This window comes from Buttiauxella agrestis ATCC 33320, from assembly GCF_000735355.1.
GTDB classification, from domain to species: domain Bacteria; phylum Pseudomonadota; class Gammaproteobacteria; order Enterobacterales; family Enterobacteriaceae; genus Buttiauxella; species Buttiauxella agrestis.
In genome coordinates, this window is the sequence record NZ_JMPI01000006.1 from 119,254 (window position 1) to 145,068 (window position 25,815).

23 protein-coding genes are annotated in these 25,815 nt (G+C 49.5%); 16 read left to right on the forward strand and 7 right to left on the reverse strand.

Translation table 11 applies throughout. The annotated features are described in order from the left end of the window. Nucleotides 1-92: 92 nt before the first annotated feature. The 5 genes from GBAG_RS01145 to GBAG_RS01165 all read left to right on the forward strand — a co-directional run bounded on the left by GBAG_RS01145 (nucleotide 93) and on the right by GBAG_RS01165 (nucleotide 7,302). Nucleotides 93-407, forward strand: a complete 315-nt coding sequence (locus GBAG_RS01145) for a PTS sugar transporter subunit IIB (RefSeq protein ID WP_034492594.1) — start codon at nucleotides 93-95, stop codon at nucleotides 405-407. A 9-nt stretch (nucleotides 408-416) separates the two neighbouring features. Then, a complete protein-coding gene (locus tag GBAG_RS01150) occupies nucleotides 417-1,805 on the forward strand; it encodes a glycoside hydrolase family 1 protein (protein ID WP_034492596.1) in 1,389 nt (462 codons plus the stop codon). 1 nt (nucleotide 1,806) lies between these two features. Next, the gene (locus GBAG_RS01155) at nucleotides 1,807-3,129 is read left to right on the forward strand and encodes a PTS sugar transporter subunit IIC (protein WP_034492597.1); all 1,323 of its coding nucleotides are present in this window, start codon (nucleotides 1,807-1,809) and stop codon (nucleotides 3,127-3,129) included. 311 nt (nucleotides 3,130-3,440) lie between these two features. Then, nucleotides 3,441-4,055 carry an acid-sensing system DNA-binding response regulator EvgA gene (evgA, locus tag GBAG_RS01160; protein WP_034492598.1) on the forward strand — a complete coding sequence of 205 codons (615 nt, stop codon included), beginning with the start codon at nucleotides 3,441-3,443 and terminating at the stop codon, nucleotides 4,053-4,055. A gap of 4 nt (nucleotides 4,056-4,059) precedes the next feature. Beyond that, nucleotides 4,060-7,302, forward strand: coding sequence for an ATP-binding protein (locus tag GBAG_RS01165; protein WP_034492600.1), 3,243 nt, complete (start codon nucleotides 4,060-4,062; stop codon nucleotides 7,300-7,302). Between the two features lie 99 nt (nucleotides 7,303-7,401). Here GBAG_RS01165 and GBAG_RS01170 read toward each other — a convergent pair whose 3' ends face one another. Beyond that, the gene (locus GBAG_RS01170; protein WP_034492603.1) at nucleotides 7,402-8,031 is read right to left on the reverse strand and encodes a YfdX family protein; all 630 of its coding nucleotides are present in this window, start codon (nucleotides 8,029-8,031) and stop codon (nucleotides 7,402-7,404) included. A gap of 230 nt (nucleotides 8,032-8,261) precedes the next feature. Here GBAG_RS01170 and GBAG_RS01175 point away from each other — a divergent pair, with 230 nt between their 5' ends. From GBAG_RS01175 to yghX, 5 genes are all read left to right on the forward strand, one after another. Next, the gene (locus GBAG_RS01175) at nucleotides 8,262-8,864 is read left to right on the forward strand and encodes a DUF308 domain-containing protein (RefSeq protein WP_034492606.1); all 603 of its coding nucleotides are present in this window, start codon (nucleotides 8,262-8,264) and stop codon (nucleotides 8,862-8,864) included. A gap of 42 nt (nucleotides 8,865-8,906) precedes the next feature. Beyond that, entirely contained in the window at nucleotides 8,907-10,298 is a 1,392-nt protein-coding gene (gad, locus tag GBAG_RS01180) for a glutamate decarboxylase (protein WP_034492654.1), read from the forward strand. A gap of 84 nt (nucleotides 10,299-10,382) precedes the next feature. Further along, nucleotides 10,383-11,903 (forward strand): glutamate/gamma-aminobutyrate antiporter, encoded by a 1,521-nt coding sequence (gene gadC, locus GBAG_RS01185; RefSeq protein WP_034492608.1) that lies wholly within the window; start codon nucleotides 10,383-10,385, stop codon nucleotides 11,901-11,903. Between the two features lie 162 nt (nucleotides 11,904-12,065). After that, the gene (locus tag GBAG_RS01190) at nucleotides 12,066-12,953 is read left to right on the forward strand and encodes a DMT family transporter (RefSeq protein ID WP_051873611.1); all 888 of its coding nucleotides are present in this window, start codon (nucleotides 12,066-12,068) and stop codon (nucleotides 12,951-12,953) included. Between the two features lie 144 nt (nucleotides 12,954-13,097). Continuing rightward, a complete protein-coding gene (gene yghX, locus GBAG_RS01195; RefSeq protein WP_034492657.1) occupies nucleotides 13,098-13,985 on the forward strand; it encodes a YghX family hydrolase in 888 nt (295 codons plus the stop codon). On the opposite strand, the gene GBAG_RS01200 is transcribed toward yghX, so the two are convergent. The 4 genes from GBAG_RS01200 to GBAG_RS01215 all read right to left on the reverse strand — a co-directional run bounded on the left by GBAG_RS01200 (nucleotide 13,982) and on the right by GBAG_RS01215 (nucleotide 16,925). Next, entirely contained in the window at nucleotides 13,982-14,947 is a 966-nt protein-coding gene (locus GBAG_RS01200) for a GGDEF domain-containing protein (protein WP_034492614.1), read from the reverse strand. The two genes, yghX and GBAG_RS01200, sit on opposite strands and share 4 nt — an antisense overlap. A 78-nt stretch (nucleotides 14,948-15,025) precedes the next feature. Continuing rightward, entirely contained in the window at nucleotides 15,026-15,415 is a 390-nt protein-coding gene (locus GBAG_RS01205; protein WP_051873612.1) for an EamA family transporter, read from the reverse strand. Between the two features lie 24 nt (nucleotides 15,416-15,439). After that, on the reverse strand, nucleotides 15,440-16,579 hold the full coding sequence (locus GBAG_RS01210) for an HlyD family secretion protein (protein ID WP_034492616.1): 1,140 nt from the start codon (nucleotides 16,577-16,579) through the stop codon (nucleotides 15,440-15,442). A 16-nt stretch (nucleotides 16,580-16,595) separates the two neighbouring features. Next, nucleotides 16,596-16,925, reverse strand: coding sequence for a DUF3302 domain-containing protein (locus GBAG_RS01215; RefSeq protein WP_034492619.1), 330 nt, complete (start codon nucleotides 16,923-16,925; stop codon nucleotides 16,596-16,598). Nucleotides 16,926-17,236: 311 nt separating this feature from the next. Between GBAG_RS01215 and GBAG_RS01220 the strand changes: the two genes are divergently transcribed. The 4 genes from GBAG_RS01220 (at nucleotide 17,237) to GBAG_RS01235 (ending at nucleotide 20,777) form a co-directional block, all read left to right on the forward strand. After that, entirely contained in the window at nucleotides 17,237-17,866 is a 630-nt protein-coding gene (locus tag GBAG_RS01220; RefSeq protein ID WP_034492623.1) for a helix-turn-helix domain-containing protein, read from the forward strand. Between the two features lie 309 nt (nucleotides 17,867-18,175). Next, complete coding sequence (gene ompA, locus GBAG_RS01225) at nucleotides 18,176-19,225, forward strand: porin OmpA (protein ID WP_034492626.1); 1,050 nt, start codon at nucleotides 18,176-18,178, stop codon at nucleotides 19,223-19,225. A gap of 114 nt (nucleotides 19,226-19,339) precedes the next feature. Continuing rightward, entirely contained in the window at nucleotides 19,340-19,882 is a 543-nt protein-coding gene (locus GBAG_RS01230; RefSeq protein WP_034492629.1) for a YfaZ family outer membrane protein, read from the forward strand. A 493-nt stretch (nucleotides 19,883-20,375) separates the two neighbouring features. Continuing rightward, complete coding sequence (locus GBAG_RS01235) at nucleotides 20,376-20,777, forward strand: Spy/CpxP family protein refolding chaperone (protein ID WP_034492632.1); 402 nt, start codon at nucleotides 20,376-20,378, stop codon at nucleotides 20,775-20,777. 109 nt (nucleotides 20,778-20,886) lie between these two features. On the opposite strand, the gene GBAG_RS21800 is transcribed toward GBAG_RS01235, so the two are convergent. Both GBAG_RS21800 and yghU read right to left on the reverse strand, forming a co-directional pair. Further along, the gene (locus tag GBAG_RS21800; protein ID WP_051873613.1) at nucleotides 20,887-21,279 is read right to left on the reverse strand and encodes a hypothetical protein; all 393 of its coding nucleotides are present in this window, start codon (nucleotides 21,277-21,279) and stop codon (nucleotides 20,887-20,889) included. A gap of 150 nt (nucleotides 21,280-21,429) precedes the next feature. Continuing rightward, a complete protein-coding gene (gene yghU / locus GBAG_RS01245) occupies nucleotides 21,430-22,296 on the reverse strand; it encodes a glutathione-dependent disulfide-bond oxidoreductase (protein ID WP_034492633.1) in 867 nt (288 codons plus the stop codon). A 193-nt stretch (nucleotides 22,297-22,489) separates the two neighbouring features. Here yghU and GBAG_RS01250 point away from each other — a divergent pair, with 193 nt between their 5' ends. Then, nucleotides 22,490-24,355, forward strand: a complete 1,866-nt coding sequence (locus tag GBAG_RS01250) for a bifunctional sugar phosphate isomerase/epimerase/4-hydroxyphenylpyruvate dioxygenase family protein (RefSeq protein ID WP_034492634.1) — start codon at nucleotides 22,490-22,492, stop codon at nucleotides 24,353-24,355. 76 nt (nucleotides 24,356-24,431) lie between these two features. Beyond that, complete coding sequence (locus tag GBAG_RS01255; RefSeq protein ID WP_034492635.1) at nucleotides 24,432-25,748, forward strand: MFS transporter; 1,317 nt, start codon at nucleotides 24,432-24,434, stop codon at nucleotides 25,746-25,748. Nucleotides 25,749-25,815: the final 67 nt, after the last annotated feature.

Genomic DNA, 25,815 nt, shown 5'->3' on the forward strand with positions numbered 1-25,815 from the left:
GTTGTCCCTCTCTTGCTGCTTTTTACGGCTCGCCGCAAAATCTAATTTAACGCATGTCGAGCAGAACAAGACTTATTACAAAAGGGGATATGATGAAGAAGATCTTTTTATGCTGTGCAGCCGGAATGTCTACCAGCATGTTAGTGGAAAAAATGAAGCAGTCCGCCACTCAACGCGATTTTACCGTTGAAATTACGGCGGTGCCGGTTTCTGATTTTGACCAAATCATCACTGAAGCAGATGTCATTTTGCTGGGGCCGCAGGTGAAATTTCAACTGAAGAGTTTATCCACCGCTGCCGCTGCGCACGGCGTCCCTGTTGCAGCCATTGATATGATGCAGTATGGCTCAATGCAAGGTGACAAAGTGCTGGATCACGCCCTGTCTTTACTGAATAACCCACAATAAGGGCAGGCTATGAATTACGATTTTCCTGATAATTTCTGGTGGGGAACCGCCACCAGTGCAACACAATCCGAAGGGCATAAATCCGGTGATGGTAAAGGGGAGAATATCTGGGATTATGCCTCGCACCATTTTAATCAGCGATTTCATAATGGCGTAACTGCCGATGACACCTCGACCTTTTACCAGAATTATCGGGAAGATATTCAGCTTGCCAAAAATATCGGTCTGAACTCGTTTCGCACCTCTATTTCCTGGTCACGATTAATCCCTGATGGTGATGGGGAAATTAACCCGCAGGCAGTCGATTTTTACAATTCAGTCATCAACGAACTGCATGACCAGGGTATTGAGCCGTTTATCAACCTGTATCATTTTGATATGCCGATGGCGCTTCAGGAAAAAGGCGGATTTGAAAACCGCGAAGTCGTGGATGCGTTCGCCAGATATGCGGAAATCTGCTTCGACCTATTTGGCGATCGCGTCCGTTATTGGTTCACGTTTAATGAGCCGCTTATCCCGGCAGAAGCCGGATATTTGCATCCGCGTCATTATCCGTATGTGACCAATTTCCGTCGCGCAGCTCAGGTGCTCCATCATATTGTACTGGCCCACTGCAAAGCCGTTGCAGCCTGGCGACGTATGAATTTGCCGGGAAAAATCGGCATTATCATGGATGTTATTCCGGTCTATCCGCGCAGTGATTCACCGGAGGATTTACACGCCGCAGAAATGGCAGACTTGTTTTATACCCGCAGTATTAATGAACCTATTTTGCTGGGGCGATATCCTGACGAACTGATAGCGCTGCTGAAAGAACACGATCAGCTGCCGCAGAGTTTGCCGGGTGACTGCGAGCTTATTGCCAGCACCAAAATTGATTTACTGGGAATAAATTACTACCGCCCTCGCCGCGTCAAAGCACGTGAAACGCTACTCGAAGAACCGCATGGTTTTGTGCCGGAACGTTTTTTTGAAGAATACATCATGCCGGGTCGCAGGATGAATACATCCCGCGGCATTGAGATTTATCCCGCAGCGCTTTATGACATTGCGATGGTGGTGAAAGAGCGTTACGGCAATTTACCGTGGTTTGTTTCTGAAAACGGAATCGGTATTTCTGATGAAGAACAGTTCATGGTTAACGGCCAGGTTCAGGATGATTATCGGATTGAATTTCTTCAGGAACATCTGAGTTATTTACATAAAGCGATGGCCGATGGCAGCAACTGCCTGGGCTATCAAATGTGGACGTTTATCGACTGCTGGTCATGGCAAAATGCTTATAAAAACCGCTACGGCTTTTACCGCCTGGATTTAGAAACTCAGCAACGCTCATTGAAAAAGTCAGGGCTTTGGTTCCGTTCGGTAATTGAAAATAATGGCTTCGAGAGGGCATAAGATGTCTTACTTTGAAAGACTGGCTGAAAAGATGCTCCCGGTGGCGAATGCCATCGGCAATCAGCGTCATATGCAGGCAATCCGCAACGGGCTGATTTCTATTTTGCCACTGACGATTGTGGGTTCATTTTTCGTTATTTTACTCAATATTCCGATCAAAGGTTATATGGACTTTATCGCGCCATGGCGCGATATGCTGGATGTTCCCTTTCGCTTCACCGTCGGGCTGATGTCGCTGTACGCCGCCTTTACCATCGGCTCGTTCCTCGGGAAAAGTTATAAACTCAACGATATTACCAGCGGGCTATTAGCGATGCTGGCGACGCTGCTGATGATTGTGCCCGTCAACATTAAACAAGGGGTTACTGTTGCCGGAGATGTGGTGTCGGGGCGTTATATTCCAATCACATCGTTAAGTTCCCAGGGGTTATTTGGCGCAATTATTTCATCGTTAATCGCCATCGAGATTTATCGTTTTATAAAAGTCAGAAATATCGAAATTAAAATGCCGGAAGGTGTGCCGCCGGTTGTAGCCAGTTCGTTCTCAGCGTTGTTCCCGACGCTCGCCGTGGTGCTGGTTTTCTGGATCCCGCGTCACTTCTTTAATATTGATATTAACGCCATCATCAGCTTCATTATTATGCCGCTCAAAGGGTTTATGACCGGCACGAATCTGTTTGGCGGTATTGTGACTCAATTCTTTATCGACCTGTTCTGGGTGTTTGGTATCCACGGTCATGCAGTGATGGGGCCGCTGATTCGTCCACTTTGGGATCAGGCGATTGTGCAGAATATGGAGATGTTCCAGGCCGGAACCAGCGCCTATGAGCTGCCGAATATCTTCACCGAGCAATTCTTCCAGTGGTATGCGCAGATGGGCGGGACGGGCTCCACACTGGCGTTAGTGGTGCTGTTTATTCGTTCTAAAGCGATATATCTGAAACAACTGGGGAAATTATCGTTTATTCCAGGGTTATTTAATATCAATGAGCCAATGATATTTGGTGCACCGATAGTGATGAACCCGATTCTGGCGGTGCCGTTTATTCTGGCACCGATGGTGAATACCGTGGTGGTGTATCTGTTTACTATCACCGGGCTTATTCCGCGTATGATGGTGAAACCACCGTTTACCATTCCAGCCCCGCTCGGCGCGTTGATTACCACCAACTGGAACCTGATTGCCTGCGGGCTGGTGTTTATCTGTTTCTTTATTTCTCTGGCGATTTATTACCCGTTCTTCAAGGTATACGAGAAAAAAATGCTGGAAACTCAGCAGCAGCAACAAGAAGAAGAGAAAGCAAAGCAACTGGCTGATGCATAAAACTGACTCAGGGTGTTCACGCTTACATGGGAAGGATTTTTCCCTTCTCATGTAAGCGTGAGACGGTTGTATTCAAAAATAACAATTAAGATTCAAACGTAATAATTGAAATCCCTATCCTACGTATGTAGTCCAAAATAGATCATTCAAATATGATCGAAATCATTTTTCTCCATTATTCCTACAGGGTGTAAATATTTAAGAACACTTTGCCAGTGATGTTAAAATTTAATCTACGCCAGAATCATCTCTAAAAGTAATAATATTACGCGCTTCGCTGTTTCCTTTTCATACCAGGATGTTTTAACGCAATGAACGCGATAATCGTTGACGATCACCCATTGGCGCGTATAGCCATTCGCAATTTGCTGGACACCAATGGCATCACTGTCACCACCGAGCTGGACAGCGGTGAGCAGGTGGTGCAAACCGTAGAAAGACTCAAACCTGAACTGCTGATTATTGACGTCGATATCCCCGGTCTTAGCGGTATCGAAGTGCTGGAGCAATTACGAAAGCGGCACTATCTCGGCATTATTATTATCATCTCTGCCAAGAATGAACTGTTCTACGGTAAACGTAGCGCCGAATTTGGTGCCAATGGATTTGTGAGCAAAAAAGAGGGGATGAACAATATCCTCGCGGCTATCGAGGCGGCAAAAAATGGCTACAGCTATTTCCCTTTCTCTCTCGAACGCTTTAGCGGTTCGACCCTCACCGAACAGGATAAGCTGGATACCTTGTCTACCCAGGAGATGAAGGTATTACGCTATATCCTCAATGGCATTGATTACACCACCATTGCCAGCAAAATGAATATCAGTAATAAAACCGTGAGCACCTATAAAAGCCGCTTAATGGAAAAGTTAGACTGTTCTTCATTAATGGAACTTTACGATTACGCGCAAAGAAATAAAATAGGGTAATACGATGCGATCTGGTTTATCTATTTATCTGGTAGCACTGTTTTGCTTGAGTATATTTTCGGTTCCGGCGGCGACGCATTCCATTGAGCTGAAAAGTAATTATCATCCGGCGCAACTGGATGTCCGTTTAAACGCTGAAGAAACGCGTTGGCTGGCGTATAAAACCACCTTAACGATCGGTACCTGGTTGCCGGAAGTCTCGCCTATTGATTACGAAAGCGGTGGCGAACTTTACCAGGGCGTGAATGCGGATTACCTCGCGTTGCTGCAAAAAAATATCAACACTAAAATCGCTATCAAACAATATGATAACGAAAAGGAAGCGTTGGCTGCGCTATCGCGAAATGAAGTCGATACTTTGCTGACTCAACTCTCCGACCGTGAAGAGGTTGGCAGCCATTTGCTGCGCACTTCCGCGCTGATTAAGACCTGGCCGACGCTGGTTACTTCGCTGAAAAACACGCTGCTGCCGCTCAAGAGTGACAAACAAGTGACGGTGGCTTGTGTGCGCGGTTGTTCGTTTCTCGATGTGATTAAAGTGGCTTTCCCGAAAGCTAAAATTACCTTTTATGATAGTGATTATCAGGCGCTGTCATCGGTCATGTCCGGGGTTAACCAATATTTTATTGGCAACAATGTCACCACCGGGAATTGCATCTCGAAATATTTCTCACAATCGCTGGTTATTACTCACTACTTTAATAAACAGGAGCAATATAACTATTTTGTTACCAACCAAAATCAGCCGCTATTGCGAAATATCCTTGAGCGTTTCATTACTTCTATCAGCAACGAAACGCATATGCGGGTGATGCAGAACTGGTTGAATCGCGGCAATCTCTCCTATCTTAATTCGCCGATCCCTTTTAGCCGTGAAGAGGAAGAGTGGCTTAAAAAGCACCCTAAAGTCCGGGTGTTGATTAACCCAAACTACCCGCCGTTTACGCTGATCGATAGCGACGGTGAATTGCGCGGCATTATGGCGGATTTACTCAATATTATTCAGTTGCAAACCGGCCTTGAGTTTCAACCGGTCATCGTCAATTCCAACCGCGAAATGACGGAGAAAATGAAGCCTGGTCAATGGGATATGATTCCCGCTGCCACGCTCAGCAGTGAGCCGCAGCGCTTTATCTCGTTTAGCGACCCGCTGATGAATGTCTCGTTTGTGCTGGTGACGGCACACCGCGAAAACGCCAGTCTGCTGCTTGCAAAACCGCAGCGCATTGCCGTGGCCGCAGGGCAAATTTTGACGCGTGACTTAAGGAAACGGTTCCCGCAGGCGACCTGGGTTGAAATAGACAATGTCAGCGTGGCGATGAGAATGGTGGAGGAGGGCGAGGTTGACGCCGCAATAACTACCGAGCTTTCAGCGCGTTATATGATTGACCATTACTACCCGCAGAACATGCACTACATGCGTTTGCCGGGCATGCCGAGTGCGTCGCTGAGTTTTGCGATGGCGCGTGACGAACCAGAACTCAAGTCCATTTTGGGTAAGGCGCTACAGGCGATTCCTCCGCGTGACATTCTCCAAATGACGGAGAAGTGGTCGAAAATATCCAGCGTGCAAATCGATACCTGGAGCCTGTACAGCAAGCAGTTTTATCAGCTGGTGATTTTCGCGTTGGTGTTGATTGCCATCAGCCTCGCCTGGGGGCTGTCGCTGTCGCGAGAAGTGCGTAAAAGAAAACAATCCCAACGTGAACTTGAAGAACAGCTTTACCTCAAAGAGGCGCTTTCTCACGAGTTAGAAGCGGAAAAAGATAAAGCCATTCAGGCGACTAAAGCGAAAAGCCGCTTCCTGGCGAGCATGAGCCATGAACTGCGCACGCCGGTGAGTTCAATAGTCGGTTTTTTAGAGTTGCTGTCCGGGTCAGATCTCAGTGCCAGCCAGCGTAAAGAAGCGATAGCCCTGGCGGGAGCAACGGCGCAATCATTGCTGGGGCTGATTGGTAAGATTCTGGATGTCGATAAAATTGAGTCCGGTAAATATCAAATTGCTCCGCAATGGACGGATTTATCGCAACTGATCGACTTGCAGTGCCATTCGTTCGATGCGCTTGCCCGGCAAAAAGGGATTGCGCTGCGTTGCATCAGCCATCTGGCTGCCGACCAGCGGGTGTTGGTTGATCCGCAGGCATTGCGGCAAATACTCACGAATCTGGTGGGAAATGCGCTGAAATTTACCGAAAAAGGGCATATCCAGGTTTCGGCTCGCCTGATTCCTGAAGATGAAAAACACGGCACGCTGGTTGTCACGGTGAGTGATACCGGCTGCGGCATTAGCCCGGAAGAACAGGAGATGCTGTTCCATCGTTATGCGCAGGCGCGCCAGGGGCGCGAACAAACCGGCTCTGGCTTAGGGCTGGTTATCTGCAAAGAGCTGGTGACGCTGATGGGCGGCACTCTTGAGCTGACTAGCCGCCAGTCGCAGGGCACCACATTTACGATAACGCTGGACGTTGAAACCGGGCGCCAAACGCTGACGCCGACGCGTGATACTCCCGCAGCACTATCGCCCCTGCCGCGTTTGTCGATTCTGATTGCGGACGATAATCCGACTAACCGTCTGTTGCTCAAGCGCCAGTTGAACGCCATTGGTTACAACGTGGATGAAGCCTGTGACGGTGAAGAAGCGGAGGCGAAAATCCTCAATAAGCCGTACGACTTGTTGATAACGGACGTCAATATGCCGAAGAAAGATGGCCTGGAATTGACGGCATCTTTGCGCCGCCAGAATCAGCGCCTGCAAATTTGGGGGCTGACCGCCAGCGCGCTTTCGCAATCGCGCGAGCAATGCCTGCAAAGCGGGATGGATGAGTGCCTGTTTAAACCGGTGTCGGTTCAAACGCTGACGCATGAGTTGAGCAAACTCGATACTGGCCGTGCGTCGCCTGGCGTCACCCGTCATTTAAAGCTCAGCATTCTGACCGAGAATACCGGCGGTGACAGGAAGTTAATGAATGAAATTCTGGAAACTTTCCGCGAAGCCTCTGCCAATGATTTGCAGGCGGTCGTGCGCTCCATCGAACTCGATGAGCCGCAGAAATTTTTGCACGCGTTACACCGTTTGCATGGCTCAGCGCAAATACTGGAAATCACTGCTTTGCAGAAAGTTTGCGAACCATTTGAGTCACGTCGCCATGATGCGCTGCCGCTTGAGGAGCGACGGGAGGCGTTAGAGGAAATTGCGACAGTTATGCGTGAAATCGAGGTGGAGATAGAGAGTTTGATGAGCCATTAAAAATAGGTGGATGACGCTTGCGCTTATCTACCCTACGAAACCGGAATCGAAATCGTAGGCGGATAAGCGCAGCGTCATCCTGCATCCGGCATGATAATTTTAGTTGCTGGCAGCAAACATTTCGCTATCCACCACGATGCCGTCTTCCGCACTTTTCAGCACCAGATTCGCTTCATAGTATTTGCCATCCGCCAGCATTTTTTGTGCTGTAGCCACCGCTTTGCGGGTCTGGTTCAGCGGCATTAAATACTGATCTTCCATCACGCCAATTCCGGCCAGACGCAGTGTATCAATCGCGCCTTTCTGGTCGCCTTTAGCCAGTTTTGAGTTGGCAGATTTGATGGCGCTCTCTTTTTCTGGTGTCGCGATATAGTCTTCAGACAGCGCAACGGTGGCGTTAATAATCACATACTGGTCGTCAATCATCTTCGCTTTAGCGTTGGTTTTAACGAATTTCTTCCAGTCGGTACTGTCGTCTTTCAGAAGCGTTGCGGCGTCATCTGTCAGCTTTTTGGCGCTGGCTGGAACGCCATGGAACAGCGCGAGACGGGCAAGCTGAATATCGCGCATCGCATTTGCACCCTGAACGGCAATCTGCATCACATCAGTGGCTTCTTTTTGTATCTGAGCGGTTGCCGCAGTTTGCGCCGCAGTATTTGCCGTCGCCGCCATAACCGATGCGGAACACATCATCGTTGCCATCATGCCTGCCAGAATTAATTTTTTCATTTTCTTCTCCTTAATAAACCAGGTGGTTATCACCGAACGCCATCAGAATAAAAAATAACTGTCACGATGAAAATCAGAGCGCCGAATGAATAATGCAGGTGCAGTCTTACAAATGTCGGAAAGCGAATACAGACGTCAGACTTAGCGTATAACAATGACCCGTCACTCTTATTTACCCGCCTGGTGGCAAGCACTACCATTTCAATCATTAACTATACGGCGGAGATGTTATGTTTATATTTAACCAATATAGAATGAAAGTGTTGAGTGAAGTTTCTCGCCTTCATTATAAAAAGCATGCTTTGGTCATGGCGATATTACTGCTTATTTGTGGTGCCTGCTGCTTACTCTTTCCCTTTATGGCTGGCATGTATCTCGCTTATATAACCGGCATGATGTTTATGATTTGCGGATTTTATACTCTTTATTGCCTGCTGGTGTTCCGCACCCAGCACTGGAAATCGAAATTGATTAGCGCTGTCTTCGCGATAGCCTGGCTATTGCTGGGCTACAGCTTCATCGCTAACCCGCTGGTAGGCATCAACTCTTTGTCGATTGTTTTCTGCTGTTTGTTCATTATCGGCGGGGTTTCTCGCATCGTATCCGGCTTTACTATGCGTGGCCGGGCAGGCGCAATCTGGAACGTACTCATCGGTGTCTTCGACCTGTTGATTGCCGCCATCTGGCTTGGCCTCAACCCGAGTCAATCTTATTTATTCACCACCGCCTTTATTGGCCTGGAGATGATTTTTAGCGCTGGAGGCTTTATTTCTCTGCGTAAGAAACTCTCTCTCGCTCAGCCCAAAAAATTGGCGATGAAAGATTCGCAATAATTAATGAAATTATTTAATTTATATTAAGGAATAATTATGACTATGCTCAATAAGCCCGTCGAAAATGATAATGACGACGTTTATGCTTCCGTAGAATTGTCCACTTCATTGCCAAAAACCGCATTTCCGGTGCAGGAAAGTAACCCGCGTAATGTTTTTCACGCCATCCACGATGAATTGATGCTCGATGGTAACTCCCGTCAAAACCTGGCCACTTTTTGCCAGACCTGGGTGGATGACGAAATTCGTCAGTTGATGGATTTGTCCATCGACAAAAATATGATTGATAAAGACGAGTATCCGCAAACCGCTGAAATTGAACAGCGCTGCGTGAACATGCTGGCCGACTTGTGGCACTCCCCCGCGGCTACCGACACCCTGGGTTGCTCCACAATTGGTTCTTCCGAAGCGGCGATGCTGGGCGGCCTGGCGCTGAAATGGCATTGGCGTAAACGTCGTGAACTGGAAGGTAAATCAACCGACAAGCCAAATATGGTGTGTGGTCCGGTGCAGATTTGCTGGCACAAATTCGCCCGCTATTTTGACGTTGAGCTGCGCGAAGTGCCGCTGGACGGCGATCGCCTGATGATGACTGCGGAAGAAGCGCTGAAATACATTGATGAAAACACCATCGGCGTGGTGCCGACTCTGGGGATTACCTTCACCTGCCAGTACGAGCCGGTGAAAGAGATTCATGATGCGTTGGATGATTTGTTTGAGCGCACCGGGCTGGATATTCCAATGCACGTTGATGCGGCGAGTGGTGGTTTCCTTGCTCCATTCTGCGCACCAGAAATCGACTGGGATTTCCGTCTGCCACGCGTGAAATCTATCAACGCATCCGGCCACAAATTCGGCCTGGCCCCGCTGGGTGCGGGTTGGGTGGTATGGCGTGAAAAACAGGATCTGCCAGAGGAACTTATCTTCAACGTGAATTACCTCGGCGGCAATATGCCGACCTTTGCGCTGAACTTCTCGCGTCCGGGTGGGCAAATTGTCGCGCAGTATTACAACTTTCTGCGTCTTGGTTGTGAAGGCTACCGCAAAATTCATATGGCTTGTTACAACACCGCGCAGTACCTGGCCCGCGAAATTGCCGCGATTGGGCCGTTTGAAATCATTTTTGATGGCAGCCACAAAAAGGGGATTCCGGCACTGACCTGGGCGCTGAAACCGGAACATCAGCATTGCGGTTATACCCTTTACGATCTTGCCGATCGCTTGCGCAGCCGTGGCTGGCAGGTGCCTGCTTATTCTATGCCGACCCATCGCGAAGACTTAGTGGTGCAGCGCATCCTGGTTCGCCACGGCATGAGCACTGACCTGGCTGAATTGCTGATTGCTGACCTGAAACGCACCCTCGACGCGCTGGAAAAAAATCCCGTCACCCATTCGTTGACCGCTGAAGAAGCGGGTGGTTTTAACCACGCATGATTCATGTCGGATGACGCTAACGCTTATCCGACCTACACAAATCATCATCCGCGGGCCGCGCTGCCTGCGGATGCGGAGAGATTTATGTCCACCACAACGACCAATCCCCCAGCCCGGCAACTCACTTTGCTCGGCTTTTTTGCTATTACCGCTTCGATGGTGATGGCGGTTTATGAATATCCGACTTTTGCGACCTCAGGCTTTAGCCTGATTTTCTTCCTGCTGATGGGCGGCCTGTTTTGGTTTATTCCCGTTGGCCTGTGCGCGGCTGAAATGGCAACGGTTGAAGGTTGGGAAGAGGGCGGTTTGTTCGCCTGGGTTTCCAATACGCTCGGGGAACGCTGGGGTTTTGCGGCTATTTCCTTTAGCTATTTGCAAATCGCTATCGGCTTTATTCCGATGCTTTATTTTGTGCTCGGCGCGCTTTCCTACATTCTTAACTGGCCTGCGCTGAATACCGACCCGCTGGTCAGAACCGTAGCGGCAGTGCTGATTTTGTGGGGGCTGGCGCTCACCCAATTTAAAGGCACGCGTTACACCGCCCGCATCGCAAAACTCGGTTTCTTCTTCGGGATTTTATTCCCGGCTGTCGTGCTGGTCGCGCTGGCTGTTGCCTGGTTGTATAACGGCCAGCCGCTGGCGATTGAGATGTCGGCGCACACGTTCTTCCCTGATTTTTCCCAGATTGGCACTTTAGTGGTGCTTGTGGCGTTCGTGCTCAGTTACATGGGCGTTGAAGCCTCGGCGACTCACGTCAATGAAATGACCAACCCGGCGCGCGATTACCCGCTGGCGATGATCTTACTGGTGATTGCCGCCATCGTGCTCAGTTCCGTGGGCGGGCTCTCAGTTGCGGCGGTGATCCCAGAACACGAAATTAATCTTTCTGCCGGTGTGATGCAGGCATTCAGCACGCTGATTGGTTATTACGGTCCTGGGTTTGAATGGGCGATTCGTGTGGTTGCCGCACTGTTAATGTTGGGCGTGCTGGCAGAAATCGCTTCGTGGATTGTCGGCCCATCGCGCGGCATGTTGGTGACGGCGCAAAAAGGGCTGCTGCCTGCGCGTTTTGCCAAAGTGAATAAAAATGGCGTGCCGGTCGCGCTGGTTATTTCCCAGTTAATCATTACGACTATTGCGTTGATTGTTCTCACTAATACTGGAGGGGGTAGCAATATGTCGTTCCTGATTGCCTTGTCACTCACCGTGGTGATTTATCTGTGCAGTTACCTGATGTTGTTCCTGGGATACATTCAACTGGTGCGTAAACAACGCGATAAAAAACGCGCTTTCCAGATCCCTGGTGGCCAAAAAGTCAAACTGGTGGTGGCGTGTTCAGGCCTGGTGGTTTCGGTGTTGGCGTTTGTCGTTTCGTTTATTCCACCGAGTTCTTTGCCGGGCGCACATGCTCACGATGTTTACGGCGGCTTGCTGGTTGTCTGCTTTGTGCTGGTGTTTATCCTGCCGTTTAATGTTTATCTGTTCCGCGATAAAGCCAATAAAAAACATGCACCTGAGATGGTCCATGTGAAAGTCGATAACGCACCTGACGGGCACTTTGCGGTGCATCCGAAAGCGCGTCCTTCGCACCTGCCAAAACCTTAAAACGGCTGTCGTGCCATCCACCGCGCAAAGTGTGGATGGCACCCTCGCTATTTTTCTTTATTGAAGGATAATGGTCGATTCTGAAACGACAGTTTAATTTTGGTTAAGGGAAGAGGCGTGAGCAATAACGTTTCACGGTTTACTAATAAGAAAATCGCATGGATGGGGGCCGCTTTTTGTTGCCTGTTATGGGGTAGCGCTTACCCGGCAATTAAAAACGGCTATGAAATATTTCAGATAGCGACGGATGACCTGGCGGGGAAAATTGTCTTTGCCGGTTATCGGTTTGTGATAGCAGGCCTGCTGTTGCTGGCGTTTGCGTCTCTGCAAGGCAAGTCTGTTGTGCGTTTATCACGCCAGCAGTTTTCGCAACTCGCGCTATTAGGCGTGACGCAAACCGCGATTCAATACATCTTCTTTTATATTGGCCTCGCCTATACCACCGGTGTGAAAGGTTCAATTATGAACGCCACCGGCACCTTCTTTAGCGTGTTACTCGCGCACTTTATTTATCAGAACGACAAGCTCAGCATCAATAAAGTGGTGGGCTGCGTACTCGGTTTTGCCGGTGTAATGGTGGTGAACTTCAACAGCCAGCTGATGGATTTTAGCTTTAGCCTGATGGGCGATGGTTTCGTGGTGCTGGCGGCGTTTATTCTTTCTGCCGCGTCGCTGTATGGTAAACGGATTTCGCAGACCATGGACGCCACCATTATGACCGGCTGGCAACTGGCGATAGGCGGCCTGGTGCTGACCATTGGCGGGTATGCCAGCGGCGGCACACTGACGTTCCACGGCTGGGAGTCGGTGGCAATTCTTGGTTATTTAGCGCTGTTATCTTCCGTGGCGTTCGCGCTGTGGAGCCTGCTTTTGAAACACAATCGCGTGGGCATGATTGCGCCATTTAACTTCCTGATCCCGGTGTCGGGTGCAGTATTGTCGGCTATTTTCTTGCAAGAAAGCATTCTTGAATGGCGCTATGCGCTGGCGTTAGTGCTGGTGTGCTTCGGCATCTGGCGTGTGAACGTGGTGAAGTCTCGCTTAAATTAGACCAGGCAAAATCAGTAAATACAGGCCATTATTTATGGGGCGTTGGTGGATGACGCTTCGCTTATCCACCCTACAACGGCTTGCGTAGGTCGGATAAGCGAAGCGTCATCCGACATCAAACTGACCAATATGACGGGCCTGCAAATGACACGACTTACCGCGAAAGATTTCCCTCCTGAATTACTCGAATACTTCGATTTTTACGTTCATGGCAAAATCAGCAAACGTGAGTTTCTCGATATCGCGGGCAAGTTTGTTGTCGGCGGGCTTTCGGCGGTGGCGCTTGGCACCTTATTAACGCCGAATTACGCTTTCGCCACGCAGGTGGAATTTACCGATCCGGATATTGTGGCGGAATATATCGAATACCCCAGCCCGCAGGGACATGGGCAGGTGCGGGCTTATCTGGTGCGCCCGGCAAAAGCGGCGGGCAAAGTGCCAGGCGTGGTGGTGGTGCATGAGAACCGTGGCCTGAATCCATACATTGAAGATGTGGCGCGACGCGTTGCCAAAGCCGGTTTTATTGCGCTGGCACCGGACGGTTTAAGCTCGGTGGGCGGTTATCCGGGTAATGACGAAAAAGGCCGCGAGCTGCAATCGCAGGTCGATCCCACCAAATTGATGAATGATTTCTTCGCCGCTATCGAATTTTTGATGCACCACGACGCGGTGACAGGCAAGGTCGGCATCACCGGTTTTTGTTACGGTGGCGGCGTGGCCAATGCTGCGGCGGTCGCTTACCCGGAACTCGCTGCTGCCGTGCCGTTCTATGGCCGTCAGCCGAAAACCGAAGATGTGCCACGCATCAAAGCGCCATTATTGCTGCATTTTGGCGAGCTGGATTCGCGCATCAACGAGGGCTGGCCCGCGTATGAAGCGGCGCTCAAAGCGAACAATAAAGTCTACGAAGGTTATATCTATCCCGGCGTGAATCACGGTTTTCATAACGATTCGACACCGCGTTATGACAAAGCCGCAGCGGAACTGGCGTGGAAGCGCACGATTGATTGGTTTAATAAATATCTGGCTTAGCTTTGAATGAGAATTCTGGCCCCCAGCGCCACGCCATTTTTACCGGTGCGTTTAATCAGATACATTGATTCGTCGGCACGTATCACCGCATCGCTGAAATTGTCGCTGGCCCAGGATTCATTGACGCCAATCGAAGCGCCGACTTTTGCCGCCCCGTTACCCAGCTCAAACGGAGTAATCGCGGCATCCAGGCAGCGCAGGGCGATACGCATAATTTCCTGATTATCCAGCGTCCACGGTAACAGCAGGATAAATTCATCGCCTCCGATGCGGCCAATGGTCACTTCTGCCGGGCAGGCATCACGCAGACGCTGGCTGAGTTGCAGCAGGACTTCGTCGCCGCTGCGGTGTCCCAACGTATCATTCACGTTTTTGAAATCATCAAGATCGATAAACGCCACGGATAGCGAACCGAGATTTTTGAGCAAATCGAACTGCGCATGCAGCGCATACCGGTTGGCCAGCCCGGTAAGCGGATCGTGATTAGCCAGCGTGGAAAGCTGCTGTTCGTACTGCTTTTCTTTGGTCATATCGATGTGGGTGCCGGTTACTTTCAGCGGTTTCCCATCATCACTCCACTCCGTCACACGACCCCGATCAAGCACCCAGGAAATGGTGCCATTTTTGGCCTGCATCCGGTGTAGCGCTTCGTAGAATGGCGTCTTGCCCTCGAGATGGTTATAAAACGCAGACAGCACCATTTCTTTATCTTCAGGATGAAGATGCTCCCGCCACACGTCAAAATGAGCGCTAAGTTCTTTGGGCTGATAACCCAGCATGGAACCCCATCGGCGGTTAAAAATAATTAACTTTCCGCTCGCGATATCGAGCTGCCATAAGCACAAACCCGTGCCGTCAAGAGCCGCACTCAGCTTGTTACGCGAGTCGTGCGCAATTCTCTTAAGACGGGCGTTGTGCCTCTTGAGGTTCTGGATCTGCTGCCTGAGGATTTCTTCTGACATTGACCGTAGTTATGTTCAAATAATATCCATTCTTAACAGCTATTAATGTGTTGTAAATATGGCTGAGAAAAAATCGTTCTAATTTAAGTTAAGTTGCGATTCAGAGCCGCGTTTTTTGCGTTGCACGTAAAGACACGCAAACATGATGACCGCGACGACCACGGCCAGCGCGCCTTTCCAGCTATCGCTCGTCGCATCGCGGAACGTTTCTTGCAGGAAAAATAGCAGCGACATCAATGCCAGCGACGCGCCTGCAAGCTGTAACAGGCTGGTCGGGGCATTGAGTACCACAATGGATACCAGAAGAATAGCCACCGGCATCGCGGCAAAAATAATCGCGACGGTGCTGAGATTGATGAACTGGCCGCCATAAATCACCAGCGTAAGAGGCAGGCAAAACCAGAACAAAAACCCGCAAAACCGGAAAAGCCGATGCCCCGTCGGGAATAACACTTTCGCTTGATGCATGGGAAGCCTCCTTCTGGCGTTAACTCAATGATCGATATAGAGATAATGCATCCAGCTTGTCATGCGTAGCAGGATTTTGCGGATAATAGAAACGTGTTTGAAATAGTCTGAATAAATCGCCACCTGGCCCATCGTCCCGGCGGGTAAGTTCTTCATATCAGCCATATTATTCAACTCTATTTCTGCATAAATACCGTCGAGTTTCGGGTCGAGACTTAAGCCTTGTAGATGGCCTTGCGCCTGGTAGCTGCTGCTGGCGACTACCGGCAGAATTTGCTTCACTTTCCCTTTAACCACGCTGCCTGGCAGGCCGTTAAACACCACTTCCGCTTCATCACCGGCGGTTAAACGCAGGGCTGAGTTTTGGCGGAAGACGGCAAACACGCTGTTTTTCTGCTCCGGAACGAACACCATCACCGGGCGCAGCGGGAGCGGGCGCACGAACATGCCAGGCTTCAGAAGAAGCTGCGTGGCGTAGCCATCGCTCGGCGCGTAAACGACGGTTCTCGCCAGGAAATATTCCGCTTCTTTGAGTTTAGATTTAATCCGGTACACTGCCGCGTTTTCGCCGTTGATCATGGCATTTAACTGGGCCGCGGTTTCATCCCGTTTCGAGAGAACCGAGCGCCACTGGGCCTGTGCGGCGAGGTAATTTTGTTGCGCACGAACCACTTCCTGGTCGGTAAACGGGCTTTTCATTTTGTCTTTGCTACCGTTCTGGTAGCGATTGGCATCTTTCAATGCTAAATCGCGAACGGCTTTTGCCTGGGCAATATCCGCATTTTCGGAAGCCAGGCGTGCTTTAAGCATTTCCACGTTTTGCCGGGCGGTTTCTATCTCACCTTTCAGGGCTTCGAATTTTGCCTCGTAGGCCGTCGGGTCGATACGGAACAGGAAATCGCCTTTTTTCAGTTTCTGATTTGCGTGTGGGGTGACTTCAACCACCACGCCTTCCACTTCAGGAATGATAGGCAGCGTCACCGTGACCATCTGCGCTCGCTCAGAATACGGATGGTTATAATTCATTAATAACAGTAGCGAACCAATCAGAACAATACCGCCCAAGACTGCGGTAGGAACCGTCCATTTATTTAACGGGATTTTGAAAAATTTAAATATACCGAAACAGATCGCGGTATAAGTCAGAATAAGTAATAAGTCCACAGTAAATCCTGATCGGTTATTCGGCCGTTGATGGCTTTGTTTGCGTTTTTTGATGCTGGGCTTCGAGTTGCGCTATTCTTTCTCGCAATGCATCCATTTCGTTATTTTTAACCGTGAATCCCCAGCCCCGGTCTTCGCGATATAACATTGCCCAGATCCACAAAAATGGCCACAAAACATGGAGAGTGAATAAACTTACCCAACCCGCAGCATGAATAGCATCCTGATGAGGATGATTTCGATGCACGGCTATTTCATAGGGAATATCGTGTACCACAATCACGCCATAAAATAGCGTCAACCCAACAAAGATAAGTGCCACTAAGGCAACATAATCGAGAAACATACCTGGAATCCCATGAAGAAATTTCAGCAGACACTAATGAGAAGACGTGAATGGCACCACTTTTATTTTGTTTAAAAATAAATAATGAGTCATTTTTCAATTGCACAAAGCGCCAATATTGTGCAATAGGAAGAACGGATAATTACACTTCTTTTCACCGCTGAAACAGTTGTGGGAAAATTGCTACAACTTGTTTAGGTTTTATTATGGACAGTTGAATCTATAAGTGAAACACCGCATGGTATGGCTCCCTGCCATATCGTTGGCATGGTATATACTTCAAGGAAAGATTAGGCATCTTAGGATTAAAAATGATTATACCCCCTCCCACGCGGCCAGAAGCTGCCATTCAGAATCTCATTACAGCTCTCGAACCCTATGGAACCCCCATGGAGGTTATTCCGCGTAAAAGGATAAACTGGGAATATAAAGAGATCCCTCAGTTCTATGTCTTTAAAAGTGGTGAGCTTTCTGTTCTGCGAGCCACAGACGGCCTGGTCATCACCACGGTCTACGACCAGAATTTGTTTGGTATTGCCGAGAGCATTCAGCCAATGCGCAGCCATATTCTGCGTGCAGAAACTGAATGTACCATGCTGCGTCTTGATGCCAGCCTCGGGCATGAACTCATCACCGAGAAAGGGTTATGGAAAGATATTGCTATCATCCTGGCTTATTACACCACTCATCTTTTCTATCGTGATTCAGTCGTTGTGCAGCAGCGGACCTATTCGATCATTCGCGGTCATCTTCTTGAAATGAATCGCCTTTCAACAGAATTACGTTCAAGAGTTTCTATTCTTGACTATATTCAGGAACGAACACATTTATCCCGTAGCAGTATTTTGAATGTGATGTTTGCCTTAAAGAGCGGTGGTTACATTGAAATAAAACGGGGTGGATATTTAATCGAGGTGATTAATTTACCCGAGAGGTTCTGAGATGACTTTACTGTGAATATTTAAATGGAGGTCATTTTCACCTTCCGCTGCCTGCCAACACATCGCCCTTAAAATTAATTCCACAGGTAATAGCTATCCTGCTAATCAAAATTATGAACTCAGGATGGCTTTGCTTCATTTGAAAGCGTTATGCCGATCTTCTTATAATAATTAGATAATTTTGCTCGCCTTTTTTAATGTAAAATTAAATCAAAATGAAATTCCTTCCTTCGTGTTCTCTGCATACCATCCGTCGCTGAAATAGTCATGCTACTGAGTAATCTCTCCGGGACCACTTCAAGGATTAATATGAAAAAGACTCTTATTGCGTTAATCGTCATCAATGCCTGCGCAGTAACCAATGCTAATGCCGCAGCGGATGCTAATACCTGGTACAGTGGTGCGAAATTAGGTTGGTCACATTACTCAGATATCAGTGGCAATAATAATTTTAATGGCAATCAGAATAACGCTGCTGAATTTGATACCGACAGTGACAATGTGGGTGGCGGTGTATTCTGGGGCTATCAAATTCTTCCCTGGTTGGCGGTAGAAAGCGGATACGATTATCTCGGTAATATGCAGGTTCAGGGAAATAACGGCGCAGAAAATGGCAAAATGAAGGCCCAGGGTCTGCAATTTTCGATGAAAGCCAGCTACTCATTCAACGAGAATTGGGATATCTACGGCCGCGCGGGGGCCATGGGGTATCGTGCGGAAACTGACCAGGCCGAACACAGTAATTTTGAAACCGGTGTGCGCCCATTGGCCGCCATTGGTACGGAATACGAATTTAATGATAACTGGGCTGGCCGCCTGGAATATCAGTGGGTGAGCAACGTCGGCAATTCAAATCAGATTGGCATGTCCGCTGACATCAATACCGTCACCGCAGGCGTGGTCTATCGCTTCGGGCAAAATTCAGCAGCACCGGTTGCTGAAACCGCGCCAGTGGTAGAAGGCCCGCCAGAACCACAGCGCTTTAACCTCAAATCTGACGTGATGTTTGAATTCAACTCTGCGGTGCTTTCTGCGCAGGGGGAATCGGCGGTACGTGACCTCTACAATCGCCCTGAAATTCAGGCCGCTAAAGAGAAAACCACGATGGTGATTGGCTTTAGCGATCGCCTCGGTTCGGCAGAATACAACCTCAACCTTTCAACAAAACGCGCCCAGGCCGTAGCCGATGAACTGGTGCGTTTAGGGATGCCCGCTCAAAACGTGCAGGCCGAAGGCCGTGGTTTAAGCGAGCCGGTGACCGGAACAACATGCGATGCGCTGCAAGAACGCAGTGAACTGATTAATTGCCTGGCACCTGACCGCCGCGTGGTGGTCGAAATCGCCGGTGTCGGCGAATAACCTTAATAATCCCAGTAGTCATAAAAAAGCAGTGATGTTCGTTTTGCCCGATGCATTTGTGCCAGTCGGGCTTTTTTTTGTCTGCTAACCCCACGAGTAAAAATAAGGAACGCGATGAAATTATTAAAAATGGTTTTTCTGATTGGTGCGGTATGCGCCGCAAATTCGGCTCATGCCGTGTCGATTCATGGTGAAGCGGGCGCCAAATGGACCAATTTCGGCGTGAGCTTTGGCGCGAACGAACCGGGTTTTACGTTCAGTGGAAATTGGGCGCATAACGATAACGACGGCGACGTCGCCAGCCTGGGAATGGGTTGGAATATTCCGTTAGGTTCGGTACTCGTAACGCTCGGCGGCAAGACGCTTTATCTCAACCCGGATGATAACGATGAAGGTTATGCGGTGGCTGTCGGCGGCGGCGCGCAGTTACCCCTTGGCGATCACTTCTCTTTATATGGCGATGCCTATTTCTCGCCTGACTCGCTTTCAAGCGGCGTGAAACAATACGGTGAAGCGAACGCGGGTGTGCGCTGGAAAGTGAACCCAACCTTCTCTGTTGATGCCGGATACCGCTATTTGGGAATGGAAGGGAAAGATGGGCATAGTGATAATATCTTAGCGGACGGCGCTTACGCTGGGGTTAACTTCAATTTCTGATCTGTTTATTTTTATACATTTATAGAATTGCTGGTTAATAAGTATCTGGTTAAAATTATTATGTTGATGCACTGAGTCTCATTGCTATTATCAACCTCGAGCAATCGATCCTTTAATATTGTTAGCGCATGTATTTATGCCAATGCAGTATACCCGCCTGTCCGGCGGGTTTTTTTTATACCCTTCATACTTCAAACTACCTCTTTGTTGGCTGCGTTCATTCACCCGAATCACTTAGTTTACTAAGCTCATCGGGATTCTTTCTCTCGCCGCCGCGATGCAGCTTGAATTATTTTGGGTATAAAGCGGGGAGTTTATTTTTAAACGAAAGGCTAATTGAATGTCAGCCTTGCTAGCCTTATTCTTAATTTATCCCATACGGATGTGGGATATGTAAGCAATCATCAAATAGTCAGTCACAAATAGTAAGCAGCAAACGCCACACTATGGCAACATAGTGTGGTGTCCTGTGTTTAAAATTTAAGGATATAGAATGAATAAAATATTTAAGCTTGTCGTGATGGCAACTGCGCTGTCATTTTGCGGTGTGGCTTTGGCTTCTCATTCTACTGACACGCTACCGCAAGACTCGCTGGTTAAACAATTACAGCTGACACCTGAACAAATTCAGCAGGTAAAATCACTGCGTAAGAACACGGAAGAAGAAATTGGCAAAATTAACACCGATGCTTTAAAGCAGGATGCGATTATTGATATGTTCAGTTCCGGAATATGGAACGATGCTGAGGCTAAAAATCAGCTCGACGCCATTGGTGATATTCAGAATCAGGTGCGGTTCCAGAGAGCAAAATATCTTTTTCATGTCAGCCAGATACTGAGTCGAGAGCAAAAACAACATTTACAGCAAATATTGATTGAGAAACAACTCTATTAAATGAATTCTCTTTGTCGGTCGGATTGGCGGTAGCGTCATCCGACAAAACAGGCAAAATGGTGGATGACGCATGCGCTTATCCACCCTGCAAAACTCCTTTTTATTTTCATTATGATGCGGTATCCGTTACCGGTTTTAATATATTACTAATCTGAATCAGCCCGCTCTTATTCTCGTCGTGTAGATAGATATCATTGAGTTCATTAATTTCTTCCAGTTTGGTTAACGCCTGGAACACATTATCAATGCCATAACGATTATCAAAAACATCCACGCTTCTGAGGTCATCAACCCGCGCTGATTTAATGCCTGCGGTCAGGTTGGCAATGGTGTTTTTATTCAGAGTATGCAGGTTTTTTAACTCTTCCGGATTCTTGCTTTCACTTGGGGCTGATGTAACCGGCTGGAAATTAATCGTATTCAATGCTTCTACGGTTTCATCTGCTGGTTCAGCACATCCGACAATAACTAAGGCGAGTAGTAATACGCAGTTCTTTAACACGGTAGTTCCTTGCAGTTTGCGGGCGGAATAATTCAGACGGCAAGTTACCTGCAACGGTCAGGCTGAAACTATAAAAAGTTTGTTTAATTTTAAATTTTATATATCCGTGATATTGCAAGTTGCAGTATCACGGACATATATGTGGAGGAATTACTTCTCTAATTTATCCTGAGTGCGTAACTCAAAGTCTGACGCATCATGGCGCTCATGCAATTGCTGTGACGGTTCGCCAAAGGTGCGGTTCACGATACGCCCACGCTTCACCGCCGGGCGGCTTGCAACTTCATCGGCCCAGCGGACAAAGTTTTTGTACGAGGCAACATCGAGGAATTCCGCCGCGTCGTACAGCCCACCTTTTGCCAGCGCGCCGTACCACGGCCAGATCGCGATATCTGCAATGGTGTATTCGTCGCCGGCAATAAAACGATGCGTAGCCAGTTGCCTGTCGAGCACGTCCAACTGGCGCTTGGCTTCCATGGCGAAGCGGTTAATTGCGTACTCAATTTTCATCGGTGCGTAATTGTAGAAATGGCCAAAACCACCGCCCAGATACGGCGCGGAACCTTGCAGCCAGAAGAGCCAGTTCAACGTTTCAGTACGTGCCGCAATCTCTTTTGGCAAGAAGTGACCAAACTTCTCTGCAAGGTAAAGCAGGATGGCACCGGACTCAAACACGCGAATCGGTGGTGTCGCCGAATGGTCCATCAATGCCGGGATTTTCGAGTTCGGGTTCACATCCACAAAGCCGCTTGAGAACTGATCGCCTTCGCCGATGCGAATCAAATGCGCGTCGTATTCAGCCTCACTCACGCCCAGAGCCAGTAGCTCCTCAAGCAGAATAGTGACCTTCTGCCCGTTCGGTGTGCCGAGGGAATAGAGCTGCAAAGGGTGCTTGCCAATCGGCAGCGTGCGTTCATGAGTCGGGCCTGCAATGGGGCGGTTGATATTAGAGAAGGTGCCGCCTTCGCCTTTTATCCACGTCCAGACTTTTGGTGGCTGATAGTTGTTATCTGACATGTTGTGTTTGCCTTTAAGTTGCCAGGGAGTGACTGGAAAGTGTAACCCCACTTTGTTTTGTTCGGTAATCGCCCGCTATTTTTTTTAACTTCCGGGTGCGTGATCTGGGGTAACAATTAATTAACTATAAATTTGCAATATGAACCAAATGATACAACATTAACCGACTTATCCCGACAGACCAGGAGCCATCATGCAGCGTTCAATTGCAACCGTATCAATCTCTGGCACGTTGCCTGAAAAACTGGCCGCAATTTCGGCTGCTGGTTTTGACGGTGTCGAAATCTTCGAAAATGACCTGCTTTATTACCCAGGCTCGCCCGCCGACGTGCGCAGAATGGCGGCGGATTTGGGACTGACCATCACGCTCTTTCAGCCGTTTCGCGATTTTGAAGGAGCATCGCGTCCTCAGTTTGCCAACAATCTGGAACGGGCGCGCCGCAAATTTGACCTGATGCATGAGCTGGGCTGCGACACCATGCTGCTGTGCAGCAATGTGGCCCCTGATTGCTCAGCTAACATTGATTTGCAGGTCAGCGATCTCGCCCATCTTGCTGAACTTGCACACCTTAATGAAATCACCGTCGGTTATGAAGCGTTAGCGTGGGGCACGCACGTGAATCGTTATCGCCAGGCGTGGGAGCGGGTAAAGCAGGTTAATAGCCCGGCGTTGGGGCTGGTGCTCGACAGCTTCCACGTGCTTTCGCTCGGCGATCAATTGATTAATCTCGACGATATTCCTGTCGAGAAAATCACCTTCCTGCAACTGGCCGATGCGCCACTGATGAAAATGGATGTGCTGGAGTGGAGCCGCCATTTCCGCTGCTTCCCAGGGCAGGGTGAGTTGCCGGTGGTGGAGTTCACACGTTTGCTGACCGAGAAAGGTTTCCGCGGGCCATGGTCGCTGGAGATTTTCAACGACAGTTTCCGCGCCACGCCGAACGCGCCAACGGCCAAAGATGGCTATCGCTCGCTGCTATGGCTGGAGGAACAGGTCTGGCAGACTCACCCGCAAATTGACGCCCCGCTTTTTCACAGTGCGCCGCAGGCCAGCTATCAGGGAATTGAGTTTTTAGAATTTGCCACCGATGATAAAGATGCTGTGGCATTGGGCGAAGCCTTGCAACCGCTGGGTTTCGACCATGCCGGAGAGCACCGTTCCAAAGATGTTTCGCTGTGGCGCAACGGCGGCGCGAATATCATTATCAACCACCAGTCGCACAGTTGGGCGGATGAATTTCATCGCCGCCACGGTGTTTCGCTCTGTGCGATGGCGTGGCGGGTGAAAGGTGCTGCGAACGTTTTGCAGCGTGCGCAAGATTACGGCTACCCCGTCTGGCATGAAAAACACGGCCCGGATGAGCGTGCACTGGCAGCGGTTTGTGCGCCAGATGGCAGCTTGATTTACTTGATTGAAGCGCCTGAGCAGGGCGAAAGCGATATTTATCAAACCGATTTCACGCTCTCAGAAACTGCCGCCAAAGGCACTCTGCGGGGCATTGATCACCTGGCGCTTGGCCTGGTGGAAGGCAGTCGAGATAACTGGATTATGTTCTTCCGGGCGGTATTTGGGTTCGAACTGGATACCGAACTGAGCGTGCCGGACCCGTATGGTCTGGTCAGGAGCCAGGTGATGCACAGCCCGTGTCATTCGATTCGCCTGCCACTGAATATGTCGCACAGTCTCGATACGCAAATCGCCCGGTCGGTGGCGAGTTATCAGGGAACCGGCCTGCAACATGCAGCATTTGCCTGTGATGATTTACCTTCGACGGTAGAAAGCCTGCAATCTAAGGGACTGAAGTTACTTCCTATTCCGGCGAATTATTACGGCGATTTATTGGCGCGCTACGGAGTCAATAACGCGTTATTACAAGGGCTTGAGCGTCTGAATATTCTTTATGAGCGGGACGCGCAGCAGCATGAGTTTTTGCATGCCTACACACCGCCATTCCGTCCTGACCGTTTCTTCTTTGAACTGGTCGAACGGCGGGGTGATTATCAACAGTACGGTGCGACTAATGCGGCAGTTCGTCTGGCTGCAATGCAGATGCGGTAACTCGATTTAAAACAATAAATGAACCTTAAGGTTCAAAAAAGGCACCTGTAACCTACGACATAAGAAGGAATTACTGATGGCAAGTTATGAACAGGGCGATATCGCCGCCCCGAAAACTGCTGTTGAAAAACGCTCGCGCACGCGAATGGTCATCCTGACGCTGCTGGCTATCGGGACCATGATTAACTACCTCGACCGGACGGTATTAGGTATTGCCGCGCCGCAACTGAGTGCCGATCTTGGAATCGGTGCCGCAACTATGGGCATCGTATTCTCGGCATTTGCGTGGACGTACGCCGCAATGCAAATTCCCGGCGGCATCTTCCTTGACCGCTTCGGCAATAAAATCACCTACGCGCTGGCGCTGTTTTTCTGGTCGGCATTTACCTTATTCCACGGCTTGACGATGGGCCTGAAAACCTTGCTGCTGTGCCGCCTGGGATTGGGTATTAGTGAAGCGCCGTGCTTCCCGGTCAATAGCCGTGTCGTGGGCAAATGGTTCCCGCAACATGAACGCGCTCGCGCCACGGCGGTGTACACGGTCGGAGAATATGTCGGTCTTGCCGCGTTTGCGCCGCTGTTGTTCTTTATTATGGAAACCTTCGGCTGGCGCGCGCTGTTTATCTCCGTGGGCGTGGTCGGCATTTTATTTGTGCTGGTGTGGTGGCGTTATTACCACGAGCCGCATGAGTCTAAAACGGCTAACCAGCTCGAGCTTGAGTACATCGGCCACGACCAGCAATCGGCTGAACCTGAACCGACAATGAACTTTAGCTGGGCGAACGTCGGCAAGCTGGTGAAATGCCGTCAAATTCTCGGCGCGGGTATCGGGCAGTTTGCCGGAAACACGACGCTGGTGTTCTTCCTCACCTGGTTCCCGACGTATCTTGCGACGGAACGGCATATGCCGTGGCTGAAGGTGGGCTTCTTTGCGATCCTGCCGTTCCTCGCGGCGGCGGTGGGTGTGATGTTTGGCGGTTGGGTTTCAGACCAAATCCTGAAACGCACCGGGTCGGTGAATATTGCCCGTAAACTGCCGATTATTTCTGGCCTGCTGATGGCGAGCCTGATTATCTCAGCGAACTGGATGCCAACCGACGCGCTGGTGATTACGGTGATGTCCGTCGCTTTCTTCGGGCAGGGCATGGTCGGACTTGGCTGGACGCTGATTTCCGATATGGCGCCGAAGAACCTGGCGGGACTGACCGGCGGCTTATTTAACTTCTGCTCCAACCTGGCTTCCATTATCACGCCGCTGATCGTCGGTTTTATCGTCGCGGCAACCGGCAACTTCTTCTACGCGCTGGTGTACATCGGCGGTGCCGCGCTGCTGGGCGTCTTCGCTTACGTCTTTATTCTTGGCGATATCAAACGTATTGAGATGGAAGATTAATCATGGAAATCAGTGGCAATACCCGTTTAATCGCGCACCTGGGCTATCCCACCACCACGTTTAAAGC